20 protein-coding genes, 1 tRNA gene and 1 pseudogene are annotated in these 21529 nt (G+C 58.3%); 8 read left to right on the top strand and 14 right to left on the bottom strand.

What is annotated here, in order from left to right; genetic code table 11:
• The 4 genes from DU29_RS0116830 to DU29_RS0116815 form a co-directional block, all read right to left on the bottom strand.
• Positions 1 to 735: ABC transporter permease subunit (locus tag DU29_RS0116830; protein ID WP_028622716.1), on the bottom strand; the 735-nt coding region annotated here is incomplete at its 3' end.
• Entirely contained in the window at positions 735 to 2603 is a 1869-nt protein-coding gene (locus DU29_RS0116825) for an extracellular solute-binding protein (protein ID WP_028622715.1), read from the bottom strand. The genes DU29_RS0116825 and DU29_RS0116830, both read right to left, overlap by 1 nt.
• A gap of 135 nt (positions 2604 to 2738) precedes the next feature.
• Positions 2739 to 3020 carry a peptidylprolyl isomerase gene (locus DU29_RS0116820; RefSeq protein ID WP_028622714.1) on the bottom strand — a complete coding sequence of 94 codons (282 nt, stop codon included), beginning with the start codon at positions 3018 to 3020 and terminating at the stop codon, positions 2739 to 2741.
• A gap of 85 nt (positions 3021 to 3105) precedes the next feature.
• Entirely contained in the window at positions 3106 to 3987 is an 882-nt protein-coding gene (locus DU29_RS0116815; protein WP_028622713.1) for a triacylglycerol lipase, read from the bottom strand.
• Positions 3988 to 4276: 289 nt separating this feature from the next.
• Here DU29_RS0116815 and DU29_RS0116810 point away from each other — a divergent pair, with 289 nt between their 5' ends.
• Positions 4277 to 5368, top strand: coding sequence for a hypothetical protein (locus DU29_RS0116810; RefSeq protein WP_236645621.1), 1092 nt, complete (start codon positions 4277 to 4279; stop codon positions 5366 to 5368).
• Positions 5369 to 5404: 36 nt separating this feature from the next.
• Here DU29_RS0116810 and DU29_RS0116805 read toward each other — a convergent pair whose 3' ends face one another.
• Positions 5405 to 6472: a 3-deoxy-7-phosphoheptulonate synthase gene (locus DU29_RS0116805; protein WP_028622711.1), complete on the bottom strand. Its 1068-nt coding sequence runs from the start codon at positions 6470 to 6472 to the stop codon at positions 5405 to 5407.
• A 604-nt stretch (positions 6473 to 7076) separates the two neighbouring features.
• Between DU29_RS0116805 and DU29_RS0116800 the strand changes: the two genes are divergently transcribed.
• From DU29_RS0116800 to DU29_RS0116775, 6 genes are all read left to right on the top strand, one after another.
• Positions 7077 to 7541 carry a GNAT family N-acetyltransferase gene (locus tag DU29_RS0116800; protein ID WP_033050616.1) on the top strand — a complete coding sequence of 155 codons (465 nt, stop codon included), beginning with the start codon at positions 7077 to 7079 and terminating at the stop codon, positions 7539 to 7541.
• A 126-nt stretch (positions 7542 to 7667) separates the two neighbouring features.
• A complete protein-coding gene (gene gacA, locus DU29_RS0116795) occupies positions 7668 to 8309 on the top strand; it encodes a response regulator transcription factor GacA (protein WP_028622709.1) in 642 nt (213 codons plus the stop codon).
• A gap of 2 nt (positions 8310 to 8311) precedes the next feature.
• Positions 8312 to 10135, top strand: a complete 1824-nt coding sequence (gene uvrC, locus DU29_RS0116790) for an excinuclease ABC subunit UvrC (RefSeq protein ID WP_028622708.1) — start codon at positions 8312 to 8314, stop codon at positions 10133 to 10135.
• Positions 10136 to 10167: 32 nt separating this feature from the next.
• Entirely contained in the window at positions 10168 to 10728 is a 561-nt protein-coding gene (gene pgsA, locus DU29_RS0116785) for a CDP-diacylglycerol--glycerol-3-phosphate 3-phosphatidyltransferase (protein ID WP_028622707.1), read from the top strand.
• A gap of 63 nt (positions 10729 to 10791) precedes the next feature.
• Positions 10792 to 10867: transfer RNA gene (locus DU29_RS0116780), tRNA-Gly, on the top strand.
• Between the two features lie 226 nt (positions 10868 to 11093).
• A complete protein-coding gene (locus DU29_RS0116775) occupies positions 11094 to 12926 on the top strand; it encodes a tyrosine-type recombinase/integrase (RefSeq protein WP_028622706.1) in 1833 nt (610 codons plus the stop codon).
• A 285-nt stretch (positions 12927 to 13211) separates the two neighbouring features.
• Here DU29_RS0116775 and DU29_RS1000000133010 read toward each other — a convergent pair whose 3' ends face one another.
• Positions 13212 to 13403, bottom strand: a complete 192-nt coding sequence (locus tag DU29_RS1000000133010; protein WP_028622705.1) for a hypothetical protein — start codon at positions 13401 to 13403, stop codon at positions 13212 to 13214.
• Between the two features lie 222 nt (positions 13404 to 13625).
• Between DU29_RS1000000133010 and DU29_RS0116765 the strand changes: the two genes are divergently transcribed.
• Positions 13626 to 13892: a hypothetical protein gene (locus tag DU29_RS0116765; protein ID WP_028622704.1), complete on the top strand. Its 267-nt coding sequence runs from the start codon at positions 13626 to 13628 to the stop codon at positions 13890 to 13892.
• Between the two features lie 221 nt (positions 13893 to 14113).
• Here the strand turns inward: DU29_RS0116765 and tnpC are convergent.
• The 8 genes and pseudogenes from tnpC to pchA all read right to left on the bottom strand — a co-directional run.
• A pseudogene (tnpC, locus tag DU29_RS01000000130080) lies at positions 14114 to 15463 on the bottom strand (IS66 family transposase); the annotation flags it as partial.
• 61 nt (positions 15464 to 15524) lie between these two features.
• Positions 15525 to 15860 (bottom strand): IS66 family insertion sequence element accessory protein TnpB, encoded by a 336-nt coding sequence (gene tnpB, locus DU29_RS1000000133330; protein WP_028622703.1) that lies wholly within the window; start codon positions 15858 to 15860, stop codon positions 15525 to 15527.
• Entirely contained in the window at positions 15857 to 16189 is a 333-nt protein-coding gene (gene tnpA / locus DU29_RS0116750) for an IS66-like element accessory protein TnpA (protein ID WP_028622702.1), read from the bottom strand. The genes tnpB and tnpA overlap by 4 nt, the downstream gene beginning before the upstream one ends.
• A gap of 454 nt (positions 16190 to 16643) precedes the next feature.
• On the bottom strand, positions 16644 to 17015 hold the full coding sequence (locus tag DU29_RS0116745) for a c-type cytochrome (RefSeq protein ID WP_028622701.1): 372 nt from the start codon (positions 17013 to 17015) through the stop codon (positions 16644 to 16646).
• A gap of 60 nt (positions 17016 to 17075) precedes the next feature.
• Complete coding sequence (locus DU29_RS0116740) at positions 17076 to 18644, bottom strand: FAD-binding oxidoreductase (protein ID WP_028622700.1); 1569 nt, start codon at positions 18642 to 18644, stop codon at positions 17076 to 17078.
• 13 nt (positions 18645 to 18657) lie between these two features.
• Entirely contained in the window at positions 18658 to 19350 is a 693-nt protein-coding gene (locus tag DU29_RS0116735) for a hypothetical protein (RefSeq protein WP_028622699.1), read from the bottom strand.
• A 10-nt stretch (positions 19351 to 19360) separates the two neighbouring features.
• On the bottom strand, positions 19361 to 19696 hold the full coding sequence (locus DU29_RS0116730) for a c-type cytochrome (RefSeq protein WP_028622698.1): 336 nt from the start codon (positions 19694 to 19696) through the stop codon (positions 19361 to 19363).
• A gap of 52 nt (positions 19697 to 19748) precedes the next feature.
• On the bottom strand, positions 19749 to 21233 hold the full coding sequence (pchA, locus tag DU29_RS0116725) for a 4-hydroxybenzaldehyde dehydrogenase (protein ID WP_028622697.1): 1485 nt from the start codon (positions 21231 to 21233) through the stop codon (positions 19749 to 19751).
• Positions 21234 to 21529: the final 296 nt, after the last annotated feature.

Below are 21529 nucleotides of genomic sequence, written 5' to 3'. Positions count from 1 at the left end.
TTGGCGGGTGATTTCGTTGAGGAAGGAATTTTTGGTCAGGATGGTCAGGGTCGCGAAACCGCCAATAACCAGCGACGTCACCGGCAACACCAGATGCCAGAAGTAATCGGCAATTTTGCCCACGGTCGACAAGGACTCGAAGTTGTCCGACACCAGGCCGCGCACCGGAAACCAGTTCAGCGACGTGCCGCCGGCGAACACCACGATCAGGAACATCGCGAAGAGAAACGCCGGCATCGCGTAACCGATGATGATCGCGGTGCTGCTCCAGATATCGAAATGACTGCCATGACGCACCGCTTTGCGAATGCCCAGCGGGATGGACACCAGATAAGTGATCAGCGTCGCCCAGAGCCCTAGGGAAATGGTCACCGGCATCTTTTCCAGGATCAGGTCGGTGACTGTGGCGCCGCGGAAGAAGCTCTTGCCGAAGTCCAGTTGCGCGTAGCTTTTGAGCATCAGCCACAGGCGTTCGGGTGCCGGTTTATCGAAGCCGTACTGCTTTTCAATTTCCTTGATCAGTTGCGGATCAAGGCCGCGACTGGCGCGCGAGCTGCTGCTCATGACTTCGCTGGAGCCGCCGCCGACACTGCCGCCGCCGATGCCCTGCAGGTGCGCGATCGCCTGCTCGACCGGACCACCCGGTGCAGCCTGCACAATGATGAAGTTGACCAGAAGAATGATCACCAGCGTCGGGATGATCAATATCAGGCGCCGCAGAATATAAGCCCACATCAGTGCGGCCCTCCGGGTCTGCCACGTTTGATCAGTTCAGCGGTCATCTGCTGGTTGGTCAGTGGCGTGGTGCTCACCTCCCACCAGCTTTCGATGACTTCGTCGTTAGCCGCCTGCACGCTGGGAATTCCGAAGCGGTTCCACCACACCGTCGAACTGCCCGGCGGATAGTAATTGGGGATCCAGTAATAACTCCATTGCAGCACCCGGTCCAATGCATGGGCGTGGCGCAACATGTCGGTTTTGGTGGACGCGCGCACCAGCCCGTCGACCAGTGTGTCGACGGCCGGGTTCTTCAACACCATGTAATTGTTCGAGCCCGGATCGTTTGCCGCGACCGAGCCGAAATAGTTGTACAGCTCATTGCCGGGAGAGGTGGTCACCGGGTAGCCGGTGACGATCATGTCGTAATCGCGGGACATCAGGCGATTGACGTATTGAGACGAATCGATACGGCGGATGTTCAGGTCGATACCGATCTGCTTCAGCGTGCGCTTGTACGGAAGTAACATTCGATCCAGGCCGTTCTGACTGATCAGAAACGTGAAGCTCAGGGGCTTTCCTTCGGCATTCACCAATTGATCGCCATCGGGTTGCCAGCCGGCCTGTTCGAGCAGTTTCAACGCTTCCAGTTGCTTGTCGCGGATCATGCCGCTGCCGTCGGTTTTTGGCGCCTCGAATACTTGGGTAAATACTTCGTCCGGTATTTGCCCGCGCAACGGCTCCAGAATCGCCCGTTCGGCAGCGTCCGGGAGCTCGCGCGCGGCGAGCTCGCTGTTGGAAAAATAACTTTGCTGGCGGATGTACAGGCCGCGCATCATCTGCCGGTTGGTCCATTCAAAATCCCACAGCATTACCAAGGCCTTGCGCACGCGCAGGTCCTGAAACAGCGGATTTTGCAGGTTGAACACAAATCCCTGAGCGGACTGCGGTGCATTTTGCGCCAGGTGAGCCTTTTGCAGTCGACCGTCGCTAAGCGCCGGGCTGTCGTAGCCGATCGAGTAACCGGTAGCGGAAAATTCGCGGTTGTAATCGTAAGCGCCTCCGCGCAAGACCTGCCGCGCCACGTCGGTGTCGCCGAAATACTCGATGCTGAAGTGATCAAAGTTATACAGACCGCGACTGACCGGCAGGTCCTTGCCCCACCAGTCGGGATTGCGTTCAAAAGTGATCGTGCGCCCGGAGTCGACCTTGCCGACCCGGTACGGGCCGCTGCCCAAGGGAGGCTCGTAACCGCCGCCGCCAGCGAAATCGCGGGTCTTCCACCAATGCTCCGGAAGTACCGGCAGGGTCGCGATGTCGAGGGGCAGGGTGCGGTTTTCATTGGTCTTGAAGTCAAAGCGCACTGTGCGCGGCGACTCAACTTCGACGCCTTTGACGTCGGCGAACTGAGTGCGGTAGCGCAAACTGCCTTGGGTCATCAGCAGGTTGAATGTGTACCGCACGTCTTCAGCAGTGATCGGTTTGCCATCGGCAAAACGCGCTTCGGGGTTCAGGTAGAAACGTAGCGAGAGGCCGTCATCGGACCGCTCCATTTGCTGCGCCACCAGGCCATAAACGGTGTACGGCTCGTCCTGCGAACGTTGCGCCAGAGGCGAATAGAGCAGGCCGTCGATCTGCGATACGCCGATGCCCTTGTCTATATAAGGAAGGATGTGATCGTAGTGACCGATCTCCAGCGCCGAGCGGCGCATTGTGCCGCCCTTGGGGGCTTGTAGATTGGTGTAGGCAAAATGACTGAAGTTGGCGGGATATTTCGCCGGCTCGCCATACACGGTCAGCGCATGCTGTGGGGTGGCATTCACACCGGCAGCACTCAAAAGCAGTGCCACGGCAGTGAGCAATAAAGTAGGGAAAGCCAGTCGCATTATCAGCCTTAAAGCCGGGTGGTCGAAAAGCGTAATTTGTACGCTAGCGGCGCGTTCCTCGCCAGCCGTATCGCGTAACCAAAACACAACGGCCCGCCAAAAAGGCGGGCCGTTGTACAGGCAATCAGACGATGATCAGTCCTGACGGCTGGTCACTTCGAGCAGGTGATAGCCGAATTGGGTTTTCACCGGGCCTTGCACGACGTTGATCGGCGCGCTGAAAACCACGGTATCGAATTCCTTGACCATTTGACCTGGACCAAACGAGCCCAGATCGCCGCCCTGACGGCTGGACGGGCAAGTAGAGTTGGCCTTGGCCACTTCGGCGAAATCAGCGCCGCCTTCGATTTGCGTTTTGAGTTCGTTACATTTGTCTTCGCTGGCAACCAGGATGTGACGGGCAGTGGCTTTAGCCATGGGAAAATACTCCTTTCAACGTTCGGTAAAGTGTTGAGCCTACCGGATTCAGTGGCCCATTTCTTCTCAAAGTTCCTTCGGATGTCTACAGGCCGGCCTTGCGCAGCCGTTCGGCATGCTGCACGTACAGGCCCACCGGGTCGACGCCGGGACGGACTCGGCCAGCGGTCTGATTGATGCTGTCCATGTGATCCAGCGGATAGTCGGAGCGAATTACTTTGCCCAGGTGGGAGCTGAAACGGCCGACCATGCCGTCGTTGTGCTCGGCCTCGGTGGAGAAATAGTGGGAAAAGGCACGGCAGAATCCGTGCAATGGGTCCAGCTTGTTGGCGCCTTCGTCCAGAACGCTTCCCTGCAACGTGCCGCTCCAGGAGTAGTAGCGAACGCCATTGACCTGGTCGCGGCCCTTGCCGCCCCACGTGGTTGGCAAGCCCTGCGGGTATTTGTCATTGAATGCGCCCACCCCTTCAGTAGTCAGCGCGTTCAGCGCAGCAACGGCATTTTGTGGCATTTTTTGATGACCGCTGAGTACAGAGATGAAATCTGCAAACAGCGTGGCCACGGTTTCTGCGACTGCTTCCGGAAGTTTCCCCGGCGTGAGCGCCTTGCGCAGGAAATCGGCCAGTTCCGAGCCGTGATTTGGACCGCTGACGGAAGTGACCGACGCGACAAGCTCTGGCGCAACCGCAGCAGCGTAACGCACGGTGAGTGCGCCTTGACTGTGTCCTATCAGGTTGACTTTCTCGGCGCCGGTGCCGTCCAGCACTCGTTCGATTTGCGCCAGCAGTTGTATGCCGCGCGTTTCGTTGCAATGGGTCGCTGAAAGATGAGGGATGAACACCCTGGCACCAGCGCTGCGCAGGGCTTGTTTGATGTCGTGGAACAAGTCGACCCGGCCAATTCGATCAAAACCGAAAAGCCCATGGACCAGCAGAATCGGAAACTGAGTCGTTGCATTCCGTTGCATGTGCGTACCTTCTTCGGGGAAGTTGATTGGGGTGTCCGGGTTTCACTCTAATGCACTCTTGCGCAGCCGCGATGTATGAAAAGTCCGCTGTAGAACGGCGAAAACGGAATAGGTCTGGTACGAAAACCCGTATGTCCACGAGGTCTTGTTCCGAATCTTCGGACGTCCTTTCAACGACTTCTGCGCGGCGCATTGAAGCGCCTTACTCGGCGATCGGCATTTGCCCCAGACATCCGGCGCATTCGCCCGACATCGCCCTCCGGCAGATTCGCGATTAAATAAGCCTCGATTGTTGCCATCCTCAGGCAACGCGATTTCCATGGAATGGAGTAAACCAATGAGCACATGCGAAGCCGGGATCCCTCAAGAAATCGGGCTATCCGTACCCGTCCTGCATCAGGCGAGGGGCGCCGTTCTGGACCCTGCTGACAGGAAAGCCGTCATCCGGATTCGGCCTTATACCGGCATGGCATGTGGCGACAGGTTGCTGGTGTCCTGGACGGGTCTCGATGTCGAGGGTGTTGTGTATCGCCGCGAGTTCGCGCGTTTCATCAGCGAGCGGCAGGTGGGTGCTGCCGTCGTCATCGTCATCGATGGCGAACATATCGCCGCACTCGACGGCGGTTCACTCGAGGTTTACTACACACTCCAGAGTGCACGGATAACTGAGCCTGCAAGGTCCGGCTCTTTGCACTTGAGCGTGGGCGATGCCAGCACAGGGCTTTTGCCTGCATGTGTTCCCGAAGCGGTACGCGACACGCTCGATCCAGGCCGAGTCCCGCAAGGCACGCTTGTGACCATCAGAGCGTATTCGCGAATGTCGGTCGGCGACCGTGTTGAGCTGTCCTGGACGGGTATTACCCCGCAGGCAAGCCTGACGGATACGCTGATGATCGAGGCATTTGCGCTGGGTGGGGAGCTGTCATTCTGGATCAATCCGGAGCAAATAGCGCCGAACCTCAACAGCACCGTGACCATTGCGTATTCAGTCCGGCAGGGCGAGGAAACCCGCCACTCACAGCCTGCACAATTAATGATCGGGCCGCTGATCCGCGCTACGCTGGCGCCGCCAGAGATTCTGGAGGCTGACAACGGCTGGCTGGCGCTGGAAGATGTGCTCGAGGGTGCAACCATTTCCATCGTTGACGCTGAGACAGAGGACGGTGAGCTGGTCTATCTGAAATGCAATGGCGAGCATTTCAGTCATCGTGACGCGCGCGAGATTTCGAAAGAGTCGGCCGGCGAACCGCTGGAGTTCAGCGTGCCTTACCCGTTTTGGAAAGAACACCGCGGGTCGACCGTTAAGGTGTCTTACTCGATTGAGCGGCTCGACGATGTCACTCAACAATCCGAAATGGCGTTACTGCAAGTGCGTTCATGACGCCGCCCAGCCTTTGCAAGGCCGGACGGCTGAAGCTCAGGGTCGACGCAGCCGCGTTGCCGCCTGAAGCAATAATTGCTCCGTGGCGCTCCAGCCCAGGCAACCGTCTGTGACCGAGACGCCGTAACGCAGCGACGGGCTCAAAGGCTGGCAACCTTCGAACAGATGACTTTCGATCATCATGCCGATCAACGTGGTGTCACCTTGCAGACGCTGCTCGAGTACATCAGTGAATACTGCCGGTTGACGCAGCGGGTCTTTGCCGCTATTAGCGTGGCTGCAGTCGACCATGATCCGTGCCGGGATCTTCAGCTTGCCAAGCTCGCTGTTCACTTGAGCAACGCTGTCGCGGCCGTAGTTCGGCCCGCGATGGCCACCGCGCAGGACGAGATGGGTATCAGGGTTGCCCGGTGTGTGAACGATGGCAGGATGTCCCTGACTGTCGACACCGAAATGACGGTGAGGGTGGGCGGCCGACCGCATGGCGTCGCTGGCAACGGAAATCCCGCCATCGGTGCCGTTCTTGAACCCGACCGGCATGCTCAGGCCGCTGGCCATTTCCCGATGGATCTGTGATTCGGTGGTGCGTGCACCGATCGCGACCCAGCTGAGCAGGTCGTCGAAGTAGCCGGCGGCCATCGGTTGCAGTAATTCGGTGGCGATTGGCAAGCCCAGCTCCAGCATTTCGCGCATGAGCGCCCGGGACAATGTCAGGCCGTGGGCCATGTCATCGCTGCCGTTAAGATGCGGATCGTAAGCCAGGCCTTTCCAGCCTACCGTGGTGCGTGGTTTTTCGACGTAGGCGCGCATGACCAGCAGCATCTGGTCGCTGACTTCAGCGGCGAGACGGGCAAGGTTGCCGGCATACTCGAGGGCGGATTCGGGGTCGTGAATCGAGCAAGGGCCGACGATGACCAGCAAACGGGAGTCTTCACCGTTGAGGATCGAGCGGACGGCATCGCGGTGGCTGGCGACTTGTCGGGTCAGCGTATTGCCGAGCGGCAATTGCTGTTTGAGTTGCAATGAGGTTGGCAGACGCACCGTCAGCGCTTCATTGGCAGGGCTCAGAGTGGACAGTGGCAGAGCAGAGACGGACGAGTTCATATTCAGGCTTCCTGGGCAGGCGGCGGGTTCGTTCCCGCGCACTCGGCCCTACTGGGGTGTTCGACAATTGGCCGGTTTGACCGCGTGTGTGTGCTTGCCACCTGCGGGTGACCGATCGGAGGCGGCAGGCTGTCCCGAGCGGAGGCTGCTAAATCGCCAGGCGGTAAAACTGTCGTGACGGTAATAAGTGGCGTAGTTCATGTCGTTAATCCTCAAGTGTTTGCAAAAGTGGCAAGCTGAAAAAACAAAACCCCCGATCGGGAAGCCGACCGGGGGTTGAGAAATCTCTGGTGGCGACCCGTTTGAAGTGGGCGCCGTGTGGGTATCAGGCGCGCCAGTGGCTAAACCAATACCCAAAATAAAAGCTAACGGACGGACTGACATTATTCACCCGGGCAGCCGCAACCGAGCGCAGGGCGCTGACGGTACTAAGCGTTGAGAGGGTGTTGAACATGATCGATCTCCGATGAATGCGCCGAGCTTACTAGAGGCCGGTACGCGGATTCAATCAGAAAATGCTATCGATTGACGCAGGCACTTCTATTGCTTGAGCGCCGCGCAGGTTGTGACACACTCAGCTCACTTGCCCGGATACAGCCCGATCATGACGCACTCGACCCTCACCCCCGGATATGAATTAAGCCCGGCTACGTCCCGAGACCTGGATTTCGCCCGAGCGCTGACCTGTGAATCCATGCTGCGCTATTACATTCAGCACGACTTGCGCTGGCAGGATGAAGCGTTTGACGTGGCCTGGGCCGGGCGGGAAAACCTGTTGATCCTGAAAGGTGAGGAGCGCGTGGGTTACGTGAGTCTGAGTCGCGACGCCAGGGCCCTGTACATTCGTGAACTGCACGTGCTGGACGCCTTTCAGCGGCAGGGCGCCGGTTCCTGGGTGATCGATCAGGTTTTCGCGATGGCCTGCAAGGAACGACGCCCGGCATTGCGGTTGACGGTTTTTCAGAATAATCCTGCAAAAGCCTTGTATGAGCGAAAGGGCCTCACGGTGGTCGGTAATGACGATTGTTTCTTGAGAATGCAGCGTGACGTCGGAGCCCCGAGTGTCTGAAACGCGCATACGACAAGACTTTCAAGACGAATTGAAACTGTTTTAATGACGCTGGCCGCTAGGTCTGCCAGTTGCTTTTTGCTAAGGTGTCGGCAACTCAATATGACCATATCGCGAGGTGTCTGCTTGATTAGGGTGCTAGTGGTCGATGACCATGATCTCGTTCGTACCGGCATTACACGAATGCTGGCTGACATCGATGGCCTGCAAGTGGTCGGCCAGGCCGAGTCAGGCGAAGAATCCCTGCTCAAGGCGCGTGAACTGAAGCCCGACGTGGTTCTGATGGACGTGAAGATGCCAGGCATCGGCGGCCTCGAAGCCACGCGCAAAATGCTGCGCAGTCATCCGGACATCAAGGTTGTTGCGGTCACCGTGTGTGAGGAAGACCCGTTCCCGACGCGCTTGCTGCAGGCCGGCGCGGCCGGTTACCTGACCAAGGGCGCGGGGTTGCCCGAAATGGTCCAGGCCATTCGTCTGGTGTTCGCCGGGCAGCGTTACATCAGCCCGCAAATCGCTCAGCAGCTGGCGATCAAGTCTTTTCAGCCGACCAACGATTCGCCGTTCGACGCGTTGTCGGAGCGAGAGATCCAGATCGCGTTGATGATTGTCGGCTGCCAGAAAGTGCAGATCATTTCCGACAAGCTGTGCCTGTCGCCTAAAACCGTGAACACCTACCGTTATCGAATTTTTGAAAAGCTTTCGATCAGTAGCGACGTCGAGCTGACGCTACTGGCGGTTCGCCACGGCATGGTAGATGCCAGCCTCTGAACATGACTGATACTTTCGATCCAAGCGCGTTCCTGTCCACCGTCAGTGGTCGCCCAGGTGTCTACCGCATGTTCGACAGCGAGGCGCGCCTGCTTTATGTCGGCAAGGCGAAAAACCTCAAGAATCGTCTGTCGAGCTACTTCCGCAAATCGGGCCTGGCGCCCAAGACCGCCGCGCTGGTAGCGCGAATCGCCCAGGTCGAGACTACGATCACGGCGAACGAAACCGAAGCGTTGTTGCTCGAACAGACGCTGATCAAGGAATGGCGGCCGCCCTACAACATTCTGATGCGTGACGATAAATCCTATCCTTACGTGTTTCTGTCGGACGGGCAATTTCCGCGCCTGAGCATTCACCGCGGGGCGAAAAAGGCCAAGGGCAAATATTTCGGCCCGTACCCAAGCGCGGGAGCGATTCGCGAAAGCCTTAGCCTGCTGCAGAAAACCTTTTTCGTTCGCCAGTGTGAAGACAGTTATTACCGCAACCGCACACGGCCGTGTCTGCAATACCAGATCAAACGCTGCAAGGCGCCGTGTGTCGGTCTGGTCGAGCCCGAGGTTTACGCTGAAGACGTGCGGCACTCGGTGATGTTTCTGGAAGGGCGCAGTAATGCCCTGACGGATGAGTTGTCGGCAGCGATGGAAGAGGCGGCGGTCAATCTCGAGTTCGAGCGGGCTGCCGAATTGCGCGATCAGATCTCGTTGCTGCGCCGGGTGCAGGATCAGCAGAGCATGGAAGGCGGGTCGGGCGACGTTGATGTCATCGCGGCATTTGTTAACCCCGGCGGCGCCTGCGTTCACCTGATCAGCGTACGGGGCGGGCGGGTGCTGGGAAGCAAGAACTTCTTCCCGCAGGTCGGCATCGACGAAGACGTTTCAGAGGTCATGGCGGCATTTCTCGGACATTATTTCATCAGCAGCCCCGAGCGCGACCTGCCAAGCGAGCTGATCGTCAATGTGGTTCACGAAGATTTCCCCACCGTGATCGAGGCGATTGAAGAGCTGCGTGGTCGTGAATTGACCATCAGTCACCGGGTGCGCGGGACCCGCGCACGCTGGCAACAGTTGGCCGTCACGAATGCCGAGCAGGCGCTGGGTGCGCGGCTGGCCAACCGGCAGCATATGGGCGCCCGCTTCGAAGCGCTGGCGGAAGTGCTCAAACTCGATGAGCCGCCGCAGCGTCTGGAGTGCTACGACATCAGTCACTCCAGCGGTGAAGCGACGGTGGCATCCTGTGTGGTATTCGGTCCGGAAGGTCCGATCAAGTCTGATTACCGCCGCTATAACATCGAAGGCGTGACGGCTGGCGACGATTACGCCGCCATGCATCAGGCGCTGACACGACGCTTTAGTAAGCTCAAGGACGGCGAGGGCAAGCTGCCGGACATTCTGTTAGTCGACGGCGGCAAAGGCCAATTGTCGATGGCGCGTGATGTGCTCAATGAACTAGCCGTGCCCGATCTGATTTTGCTCGGCGTGGCCAAAGGCGCGACTCGCAAGGCCGGTTTTGAAACGTTGTATCTGAATGATGCCGCGCACGAGTTCACCTTGCGCGGCGACTCACCGGCCCTGCATCTGATCCAGCAGATCCGCGACGAGGCGCACCGTTTCGCGATTACCGGGCACCGCGCCCGTCGTGGTAAAACCCGCCGTACGTCTACGCTCGAGGGTGTTGCCGGGGTAGGGCCAACGCGCCGCCGTGATTTGTTGAAACATTTTGGTGGATTGCAGGAGCTGTCTCGTGCCAGCATCGAAGAGATAGCCAAAGCACCCGGAATCAGTAAAAAGCTCGCAGAGTTGATTTATGCAAATCTGCACAGCGAGTAGAATGCCACCTCACCTCGTAGCCAGTTGTGCCGATGAATATCCCTAATCTGATTACCGTACTACGCGTCCTGCTCATCCCGATCTTCATTTTACTGTTCTACCTGCCGTACCAATGGAGTTACATGGCGTCCGCTTCGGTGTTCGCATTTGCCGCCGCGACGGACTGGCTGGACGGGTATCTGGCCCGCCGTCTCGAACAAAGCACACCGTTTGGGGCTTTCCTCGATCCGGTTGCCGACAAGCTGATGGTTGCGGTCGCGCTGGTGTTGCTGGTGCAGGAGCACGGTAATCTGTGGCTGACACTGCCGGCGGCCGTGATCATCGGGCGCGAAATTGTCGTCTCGGCGCTGCGTGAGTGGATGGCCGAACTGGGCGCACGTGCGCACGTTGCGGTATCGAACCTCGGCAAATGGAAAACCGCCGCGCAGATGCTGGCGCTGGTGATCCTGCTGGCCAATCCGTCGAGCTTCACGTTCTGGGTTTTGCTGGGCTACGCCTTGCTGCTGATCTCGGCCGGTTTGACCCTGTGGTCCATGGTCCAATACCTGCGCGCCGCCTGGCCGCATCTGAAGACCGAGGTCGAAAAGAAATAAAACATTTTTGAATCAAAGGGTTGACGGGGCATTCGGTTTCTATAGAATGCGCCTCACCAAGACGCGGGAATAGCTCAGTTGGTAGAGCACGACCTTGCCAAGGTCGGGGTCGCGAGTTCGAGTCTCGTTTCCCGCTCCAAATTATGATCTACAGACGTTCATTGAAGTCTGTAAGTCGTTGAAATAAGGACCTTCGGGTCCTTTTTTCGTTCCAGCGAGTTCTACTGGAAACCACCGACAGCCACGACTTTTAAGTCCATTTTTAAGTCCATGAATACGGGCGTGGCGGTTTCCGGATTGTTGCTGGCGGGGCGAGTTCAACGCGACCAGTATCTAGTCCTGACCAAGAGTTCAGGAGCTAGAGCATGGCACTCTCAGATCTGGCTGTCCGGCAAGCGAAAGCGACCGGAAAGGCCTATACCCTCGGCGACCTTGATGGGCTATCCCTGGCGGTCGCACCCGAAGGCGGCAAATCGTGGCACTATCGCTACTACTGGGCCGGTAAGCAGAAACGCATGTCGCTAGGTACTTACCCCGAGGTCAGCCTCCGGGAAGCGCGTACCCTACGCGACGAAGCCCGAGCTCTTTTGGTCAAGGGCATCAACCCCCGAGCACACCGTAAGCAGAAGCGGCAGTCCGTCCGCCTCGCGGACGAGAGCACGTTCAAGGCCGTGTTTGACAAGTGGGTCGAGCATCGGAGGCTTGTCCTCAAGGAAGGACGGCAGAGCACGCTCTCACAGATCCGGCGCATCTTTGCCAAAGACGTTCTTCCTACTCTTGGGAGGCGGTCAATCTATGAGATCCAGCGCCCCGACCTGCTGGAGGTCGTGGCAAGGATCGAACGCAGAAAGGCGCTCACTAGCGCCGAGAAGGTCCGGACCTGGTTTCGGCAGATGTTCCGTTACGCATTGATCATCGCTCCTGGGTTACCGCTGAATCCGGCGTTCGATCTGGACGTCGTCGCGCTGCCTCAGCCACCTGTACGCCACAATCCATTCCTGCGCATGCCCGAGCTCCCGGCCATGCTCCAGATACTACGCAAGTATCCCGGTAAGCTGCAGACCCAGCTTGGCCTTCGGTTGCTATTTTTGACGGGGGTGCGTACGGGGGAGCTGCGGCTGGCGACGCCGGATCAGTTCCATCTCGATAAGGGCCTCTGGATCATCCCCCCTGAAGTGGTGAAACAGCTGCAGCTTGAACTGCGCAAGGAGGGCAAGCGTCCCGGTGATATCCCGCCCTACATCGTGCCGCTCTCTGTGCAAGCGATGGAGGTCGCTCGCCACCTGCTCGATCAAGTGAAGCCAGCCCAGCGTTATCTGTTTGCCCACTACAGTGATTTGAAAAAGCGCATCAGCGAAAACACGCTCAATGTCGCGCTGAGACGGATGGGGTACAAGGATCAACTGACGGGGCACGGCATCAGAGGCACCATATCTACGGCCCTCAACGAGATCGGCTACCCGAAGGTCTGGGTCGATGCACAACTCTCGCACTCTGATCCTGACAAAGTGAGCTCGGCGTACAACCATGCTGAATACGTGGAGCAGCGCCGCAGGATGATGCAGGACTGGGCTGACCGGTTGGATCTGTTCGAGCAAAACCAGATCGAGTCAGCCAGCATGCACCTCACGGTTCATTTAGACGGTGTACCGCAGTTGGCAGGTGAGAAGATCGATGAAGTGATCCCCGCCATGACGCCTGCGCCCATCCTGCTGGTGACGAAGCCAGGAAACACGATGCCAAACCTGCCAGCGGCTGTTCAGCGCATCTCGGCTGTTTCGGGGCCAGCGCCTAAGCGTTCGGACATTCAGCGCGAGCGGCTGGAAATGCTGGAAATGTTCAATGCGCCGCATAACCTGCCGGCTGCTGTGTTCGCTGAGATGGTCGGCAAGTCCCGCCGGTGGATTAGCTACGAGATTCAGGCCAGAAGAGTGCTTGCGTTGAGCCTGGGTAACCAGGGGCAGCGCGTTCCAGATTGGCACCTAGATCCCCTGAAACATAAGCTGGTGCAGGCTGTTCTGAAGCATTCGCAGGACGCTGATTCCTGGGAGATCTACCGAGCATTACTGAATCCCCACCGAATGCTGGATGGCCGCATGCCGATCGAGGCCGTTACGTCAGCGAATTTCCATGAGGCTGTTATGGCTGCGTGCTTTACCTTGAAGAGTAGCGGGAACGCCTCTCTTCAAAGCGCATAGAAAAGGATCGGCCACGAGTTCCGGGCCTTAAGGGGCTGGCTGGGAAACTAAATGCAGCGCCCGTGGCTGCATAGCTGAAATTTGTAATCGAAACGATATTGTGACTGCGAATCGCGACATTCAATCGTTAGCTTGCTATCATAGTTTCACATTCCCCCGCCATGTTGAGATGCTTGAGGAATTAGAAGCCCTGACGGCCACGAACCGTCAGGGCTTTGCTTTGTCAGCCAAATGCTCAGCTGGAAGATGGCCTCGGAGCAGAGGGTGAGATCAGAGCCGAGAGGTTCACGCTGACACTATCAGGTCCCACGGTTGCTGAATTTTGCTCGACCCTGTCATGCCGATGCTTTCGAAGTCTTCGACAACGCATAGATAACGCGGCCGCTTGAAGTTGGCGCAACACGCCTTGCAGAAAGCGATCAAGTCGTCGCTGCGGGCGTCAGCGCCTTGCTCATGGGTGACATAGCCTACGGGCATTTCTCCCTAATGTGGGGCTGAAACACCAATAACCTGTGCCACTCGACGGCCGGGTGTTTGAGTAAGACCTGTTCGACTTCCAGCAGCGAGACGTTCTGGCCACCGACGCGGAAAATGTCTTTTTCTGGGGCTTGATAAGCGTTAGGACATGAGTATTTTATAAACAATAATTTAGAAAGTAATTATGAAATCAATAGTTCTGGTCATAGGCTGGGGGAGTAGATGGAGCTTCTCTGGGCTACCGAGTCCTTGGTGATTGGCGGTCGTCCCTATCCAGGCTTTCCGATTTTGCTTTGGGACACGATGGACAGTTGTGTTCCTGTTAATGAATTTATGCGCCACTTTTTATTGCGGGGAGCCATTGGGTCACGGAAGTCATGGCCAAGCACGGGGCGTGCTTTATACGATTTTTTCAGTTTCCTTCAGGCGCATGACATCGACTGGCGCGACGTAGATCGTGGCGAGGCCAAGAGTGTTGTCGCCGGCTAACGACCTTTACGCAGGTTCACATGTGTTCACCATACCGACTATCTAGCCCTTGTCCGGCCATGGCTGCCAGAAGGGTACGCCTCTCACGATTAGTACCCCGCACCTTGCGGTGCCTCGTCACATTGTCGAAGGCGCTCTTGATTCAGCCTTCTAGATTCACCCGGTGACACGGGTGGTTCCCTCAAAGGGGAACAACTTCTGTAAGCGACTTCGTGTCGCACCTCCGCCCAATTATTGTCAATGGGTACGGCCCCGTCATCGAGGTAGCGCGATAGCGCTGCCCAGCGTTTCAGGCTGTAATCCAGCGCTCTGCTGATGGCTGAACCTTCAGGCACGAGATCGCGCTGGGCCATCATCCAGGCATGCAGCATATCCATCACAGGTACGGCTTTTTCTTGCCGTATTCGGCGCCGTAAATCCGGCTCCAGGTCGCGCACTTCACTCTCGATTTCGTAAAGCAATTGGATGTAGCGCAGGGCCTGTTCGGCGAGCGTGCTCTTGTTGGTCGCGTGCAGTTCGAAGAACTTGCGTCGCGCATGGGCCATGCATCCGATCTCGGTCACGCCGAGTGCGAAGCTGGCCTTGTAGCCGCCAAAATCATCACACACCAGCTTGCCCTTCCAGTCTTGCAGGAAGTTGCGAGCATGTTCACCAGCGCGGCTGGGGCTGAAGTCGTAAACAACAGCTGCTGTTTCGCAGAACTGGCTGGTGGCGTAGGCCCAAACATAGGAGCGGTGGGTTTTCTTTGAGCCCGGCACGAGCATCTGCACGGGTGTTTCATCGGCATGAATAACCTGCTGTCCAAGCACTACGTCGCGCAGTGCATCGACCAGAGGTTGCAGCTGCACCCCAGTCACACCAACCCATTGAGCCAAAGTTGAACGTGGAATCGCCAAGCCGGCACGACCGAAGATCGATTCCTGACGGTAAAGAGGCAGATGGTCAGCAAACTTCGCGATCATGACGTGGGCAAGTCACCCGGCAGTCGGGATTCCCTTATCGATGACCTGCGCCGGAACCGGCGCCTGGATCAGCGTTTCGCAGTCATCACAGACCCACTTGCCACGGACATGGCGCTCAACGGTAAACACGCCGGGCGTGTAGTCCAGCTTTTCGCTGACGTCCTCACCGATACGCTTGAGTGCGCAGCCACATGGGCAGTGAGTGTTGCCCGGTTCGTGATGGATTAGCGTGCGTGGAAACTCTGCCGGCAAAGCAGTGCGTTTGGGCTTTTGCTTTTTCTCGGTCGGAGCCAGCACTGTTTGCAAGGCTTGAAGCTCTGCTTCAATCGCCGCGATATCGGTATCGATCAGGTCATCGAGCAAGCTGGCCTGCTCAGGATTCATCTGCTCGCTGCGCTTGGCAAACTTCAAACGCTTGAGTTGTGCGATCTCGTGGGGGAGCTTCTCGATAACCGTTTGATCGCGGTTGATCTTCTTGCCCATCGTCTCGACCGTCTTACCCAGTGTGTCGACTTGATGGTCGAGCGTCTCGACACGCTGTATCAACTGCTCCGCCAAAGCGCGCAGTTGTTCAGGGGTAAGGTGGTCGAGATTGGGGAGCGAAGTCATGGCGCCGATTTTGCCAGAGCAAGCAGTTCGCGGCGATAGACCGATAGGCTAATGGCAGCCGTTAAAGCAGTGTGATCGCACCGCCGGAGCCGGCGCGTTGCCATGGCAGACCCAACACCAGAGCCTGGAGTTGTTCGGTATCCAACTCCATTTCAGAGCCTTGGCGAATGCCTGGCCAATGGAACTTGCCTTGATTCAAACGCCGAGCCGCCAGCCAGATCCCGAAGCCGTCATGCACCAGAACTTTCATGCGCGTGGCGCGGCGGTTGGCGAACAGATAAGCACAGTGCGGCTTCGCCGCACCAAACACCGCGATCACTCTGGCCAATGCCGTCTCGGTACCGGCGCGCATGTCCATCGGCTCGGTGGCGAGCCAGATGGAATCGATGCGGATCATCGCAGCAAGTCTCGAAGAAAGACCGCGCAGGCAGCAGCACTTTCGGTCGGCCAGTTCACTTTGACGGTGCCGCGCGGGTGCTGGATCTCAACGCAGATATTCGAGGGTGCTGCGGGCGAATTTGCTCCGGCCAACTGGATGGGTAACGGAATGAATGCAGGTTGCAGCGCCGTGCTTTTCTGCGCATGCACTCGAATCCATTTGTGGACTAGGTTTGCATTGAGGCTATGGCTGAGGGCGATACTGGCAATCGAAGCGCCGGGCTGGGCACACTCTTGAATGACCTGGATTTTGAAAGACTTGGAGTAGGAACGGCGTTGTGGCTGCATGAAATACCCGCTTAAAAGGCTAGAACTGGTGCCCACTTAAATTTAAGTGCACACCATGTCTTGGCTTTGCGGGGCCGGGTAAATGACTTGGCCGGACGGATACCGAAAGATCCGTCGGCCGCGGCTTCTAGCGGTCAGTTCGGAATCTCTTGCAAGGACCTGGTCGGTGCCAAATCCGCTGTTAACTCACAAATCTTCACCGCTTCCGTCTAGGGTTGAAGCGCCCTTTGGTGCTCTGCGGTGCGGACTTCAAGGTGTTGTCTCCCTATTTTGGTGTTTTGATTACCTGATGCGCTCTTCTCTCACAAACTATCGACAAGATATCCATCAGCTTGTACTCGTCAGGCCGAGAAGCTTTTCCGCATACTGGTAGTTCTGGTAGGCGGTGCCAGCATCAAATAGCCTGCTCAATGAAGTGCTGCTCCCACAGGTAAGGTCACTGCCGGCAACGTGCTTACTTCAAACTCTTGAGATAAGCGATGAGGTGCTGACGACTCTGCGCGTCGGGCTGCCCCGGGAACATCATCATGTTGCCCGGCAGCAGGCTGGCAGGGCTTGTAAGCCACTTGTCCAGATTAGCGTCATTCCACTGCAGCTTGGCGCCTTGCAGGGCGGCGGAATAGGTAAAAGCCGGCGCCTGGGCGCTGGCGCGATTGAACACGCCGTGCAGACTCGGCCCCATCAGGTTCTTGCCCGCTTCGGGGCTGTGACAGAAACCGCATTGAGTGGTGAACAGGGCTTGGCCTTGAGTGACGTCGCCCTGGGCCAGCGTCAGAGGGGCGGCCAGCAGCAGGGCGCTGGCAACGAGCAGTTGTGTGTGAGTCATTGCGTTTCCTACAAATAAAAAAGCCCCGCCAAGACAGATCTGGCGGGGCCTCAAGAGCAATCAGAATGTATTGGCGAGGTCGATGCCCGACTTGCCTGGTGCCAGAATGTTGTTCGGGTCCAGCGCACGCTTGATGGCATGTTCAAGCTTGCGTTTGACAGGGCCGTAGCTCTGCGCAACTCGATCCTGGAATGCTGTGTTGACGCGGTATACGGCGTAGCCTTCCTTCTCGAATACATCCAGCAGTTCGGCAAAGCAGGCGTTAGCGCGTTTGATCTCTTCCGGGTTGGTGCGGTCATACAACACGTCGATGACGTGGTGCATGTCGCGCCAGCCGACGATGAACTCGCCGACATAGTCCAGACCGTGCTTGTTGAGGGTCTTCTTGGCCAGCGCCTGCTGTTTGTCGCACTCGCTGCCTCGGGCCTGGCTCACCGGTGCGAACCACATCGAGCCGCCGCCGCCACGCCAGTTGTACAGGCCAAATTCCTGCAGGTTAGGCACCCCGGACATCAACTGGGCGCGGTACTTGAACGGCTGGGTGTCGCCGGCCTCTTCCTGGGTGACGATTCGGCCCTTGCCCAGTTGCTTCAGGGCTCCAGTGACGATATTCCAGTTGACGTCGACCTGCTCCTGAGTGCCGTACAGCGCGGCGTAGACGTTCCAGGCGCCGAGGTTCTTGTCTTTCTGTATTTGCTTGAGGATCGCGTCAGAGGTCGCGCCCGGCTCGGCGGTGTAGTCAGAGCGACGGGTGTTGCAGGTGGATGCCTCCCAGAGTACGCCGGCGATTACGACCGAGTTCGGGATGACCTGGGCGATGCGCAGTGGGCGGATGAATTCGACGATCTCGGCGATGTCCGATTCGTTCTCGAACTTGATCTCGAACGGTTTGAATACTGGCGGTTTTGGCATTAGCCAGAAACCCATTTTCGTGCAGATACCGTAGTTGGCTTGGGTGAACATTCCGTCCAGAGTCGGGCCATAGCCCCACTTGAATACCTGCCAGGCGTTGTCGCCTTTCACGCCGCCCATGCCGGTGCGGTACACATCGCCGTTGGCCAGCACCACTTCCATACCGCACTGCATCAGAAAATGTTCGCCGTAGGGTGTGTAACCCACACCGCGGTCCATGGTGTTGCCCAACGGACCGGCGATGGCCGACGGCGCAGAGAACGACAGCATCAATGGCAGATTGTGTTCCTGGATGTAGTCGTAAAGCTGCTGATAGGTCACGCCCGGCTCAACCAGGGCGGTACACAGTTCGGGGTCGACGTGGAGGATTTTGTTCATCTTCTTCAGGTCGAGAATGATCTGACCGCGCTGGCCAGGTGCTGCGGAGCCGTAACCGAAGTTGCGACCGGTGGAGATGGTCCACACCGGAATTTTGTGTTCGTTGCAGATCTTCACCACGCCTTGCACCTGTTCGACGGTGGTGGCGGTGACGGCGGCGGACGGCGTGTGCTCGGCAGTGTCCACGGCCATCATGATCTTGGTGTAGGGGATCAGTTGATCGTCTTTGATCAGGACGTTTTCATCGCCCAGCAGTTTGCGAAACTTGGCGATGGCTTGCTCGAAGTTTGCGCTGTCGACGCCGCGCGGGAGCAGGGTCTTGTTGATTTGCTCAGTCATTTGGTTAGCTCCTTCAAGCCTCGATCGAAAACGAAACGAAATTACCGGTCAGTGGCGACGGTCGGCGGGCGATCAGCGGTGCTTGCCCCTCGCTGATGGTGCCCAGAGCTGCAAGGGTGTAGCCCAGCGTGGCCGCCCATTGATCTGAGCCGACGCTGTTGCGGGCGGCCGCAGACACTTGCAACGGAGCTTGCAGGCCATGCATACGGTGTTCGGTAAGGCTGAAGCCGGTGCCGCAGGCGTTCAGGCTCAGGCCCAGTTGTGGGGCGCAGCCGCTTGCGGCTTCGGCGCTGAGCAGGCGGTGCTGTGAAGCGTTGGTCGTGGCGCGGTGCTGGCCGAGCCACTGCACGCGTGCGCCAGCGCTGCGCGCCAGGTCAATGATTAGTGCGGCACTGGCATCGTCGACCAGGCCGATGATGCGTTGCGGTTGCCCGCTGCGCAGGCGTTTTTCAAAACCCAGGATGAAGTCCAGGCTGAGGTCGGTGCGCTGCACCTTGACCTGCTTGCCCGCCGGGCTGGCGTTGACTCCCTGGAGGAACACCGATTCGGTCACCTCATTGTTGACCAAGACCAGGGTCGGTAAGACCGATCTGGTCTGAGCGCCCAAAACACTATTGGCCATGCTCAGGCCGGAGCTGCTCATGGCTATCCCGGCCAGGCTGCTCAAAGCCATACCCTTCAGTACCATGCGACGTTCGACGTTCATAGCTGGCTCCTCAAGGCTTGGCCGCCGAGGCGGGCGTTTTGGAAATGTACTCAGCGACCTGTTGCAGCGAGTTATCGTCGATGAACGAGGCGGGGAAAGCCGGCATGGCGCGAAATCCATTGCGCACAATTGCGGTGATGTACTGCGGTGGCAGCTGGCGGCCGGTGATTTGCGGGCCGACCTGTTTTTCGTGACAGTGGCCGCACACCTTGGCATAGACGTTTTCCCCGCCTTTCCAGACGCCGTCGCCATCGGCGGCGGCGTTACCAGCCAGCACGATAAAGGGCAGGGCAAGGCAGGCAGACAGAGTCCGTTTCACAGCTGAGCTGTTGAGGAGTGAAGACATTTCGTACTCCATTTTCTTATTGGTAGGTGGGTTCATGGGGGCTTGGTTCAGCTCAGAACGGATACGCTCTTGGAGCATGTTGCAGGGTGATCCAGTGGTCAGTGGTGAACTCGTCGATCGCCCAGTCGCCGTTGAAGCGACCAAGACCGGAGTTCTTCTCACCGCCGAACGGCGCGTTGGGTTCGTCATTGACCGGGATGTCGTTGACATGGGTCATACCGGCGTGGATGCGTTGGGCGAACTGCACGCCGCGCTCCAGGCTCGATGTGAACACAGCGCTGGAGAGTCCGTATTCACTGCTGTTGGCCAGTTCAAGGGCATGCTCGGCGTCACGCGCTGACTGAATGCCCACCAGCGGACCGAAGATTTCTTCACGGGCGATGTCCATGTCGGCGGTGACGTTGCCGAACACATGCGGCGGCATGACGTTGCCCAGGGCTTCACCGCCTACCAGCAGCGTGGCGCCTTCGGCTTGGGCGATGGCGATCTTCTGTTGCAGGCCAGCCAGTTGCTTGCCGTTGATCACCGGCCCGATGACGGTTTCAGCTTTGTTCGGGTCGCCGTAGGGCAGGGCTTTGACGCGTTCGACGAAGCGCTGGGTGAAGGTTTCCAGCAGGGGCTGCTCGACGATGATGCGATTGATCGCCATGCAGATTTGCCCCTGGTGGAGGAATTTGCCCACCACGGCGGCGCTGACGGCCTGCTCGACGTCGGCATCGGCCAGGACCACGAACGGACTGTTGCCACCCAGCTCCAGGGCCACGTGCTTGAGGTGCTCACCGCCGCTGGCGATGCGGCCGATGTTGCGCCCGACCTGGGTTGAGCCGGTGAAGGAGATGAACGCCGGGACCGGGTGCTCGACGAAGGCGTCGCCGATTTCCGCGCCGGAACCGACCACCACACTGAGCACGCCCGCCGGCAATCCGGCTTCCTCGAAGATACGCGCGAGCAACAGGCCGCCGGTAACGGGGGTATCGCTGGCCGGCTTGACCACCACGGCGTTGCCTAGCGCCAGGGCAGGTGCCAGGGAGCGGGCTGTCAGGTGCAGCGGGAAGTTCCATGGGCTGATCACACCGATCACGCCCAGGGGCGTACGGTAAACGCGGCTTTCCTTGCCAGGAATGTTGGAGGCAAGAATGCGCCCATGCACGCGGCTGGGCAGGCTGGCCGACTCCAGGGTGATGGCGCGAGCGGCGCCCCATTCGATCTGCGCTTTGATGCGCGTACTGCCGGACTCGCGGATGATCCAGTCGATGATTTCTTCACGACGCTCGTCGAAGATTTTCACCGCGTTGAGCAGTACCTGGCCACGTTCGGCCGGCCCTTTGGTAGCCCAATCGACCTGGGTTACGCGCGCCTTGCGGTAGGCTGCATCGAGGTCTTCGCGATTGGCCAGGGTGATCTGCAGCAAGCGCGTCTGAGTGAAGGGGTCGAACACCTCCAAAGGGCGACCGGCGCTGCCGGCCCGCCATTGGCCGGCGAGTGGCTGCAATTCAAGGTGCTGATAGGCAGGGCGAACGGAGTGGGTAGTAGTCATGTCGAGGTCACCTCTCTTTTTATTAAAGTGCACATGTGCCTACTAACACTTATCGTGCCATGTCCATTTTTTAGATTAATTTCCTTTTAAAACAATAAGTTGAGTTGTTTTGTAGTTGCGCAAAGCCTGCCTCAGGCACAGACTCGATAGAAGTTGTGCGGAAATTTATGCAGAGAAGTCGCACGCTGTTGAAAGCTCGACGCCCAGTTGGGTGAGCAGAAGTTGTGCGGTTATCGGACAAATGGCCAGCAGGGAGCGGCCGAGTCGATCGCTAGCGGATTGACCCGCCGGGAGGG

The organism is Pseudomonas sp. Ant30-3 (genome assembly GCF_000690905.1).
GTDB lineage: Bacteria > Pseudomonadota > Gammaproteobacteria > Pseudomonadales > Pseudomonadaceae > Aquipseudomonas.
Note: the sequence above shows the minus strand (reverse complement) of the source record. Positions and strands in the feature narration are given on the sequence as shown.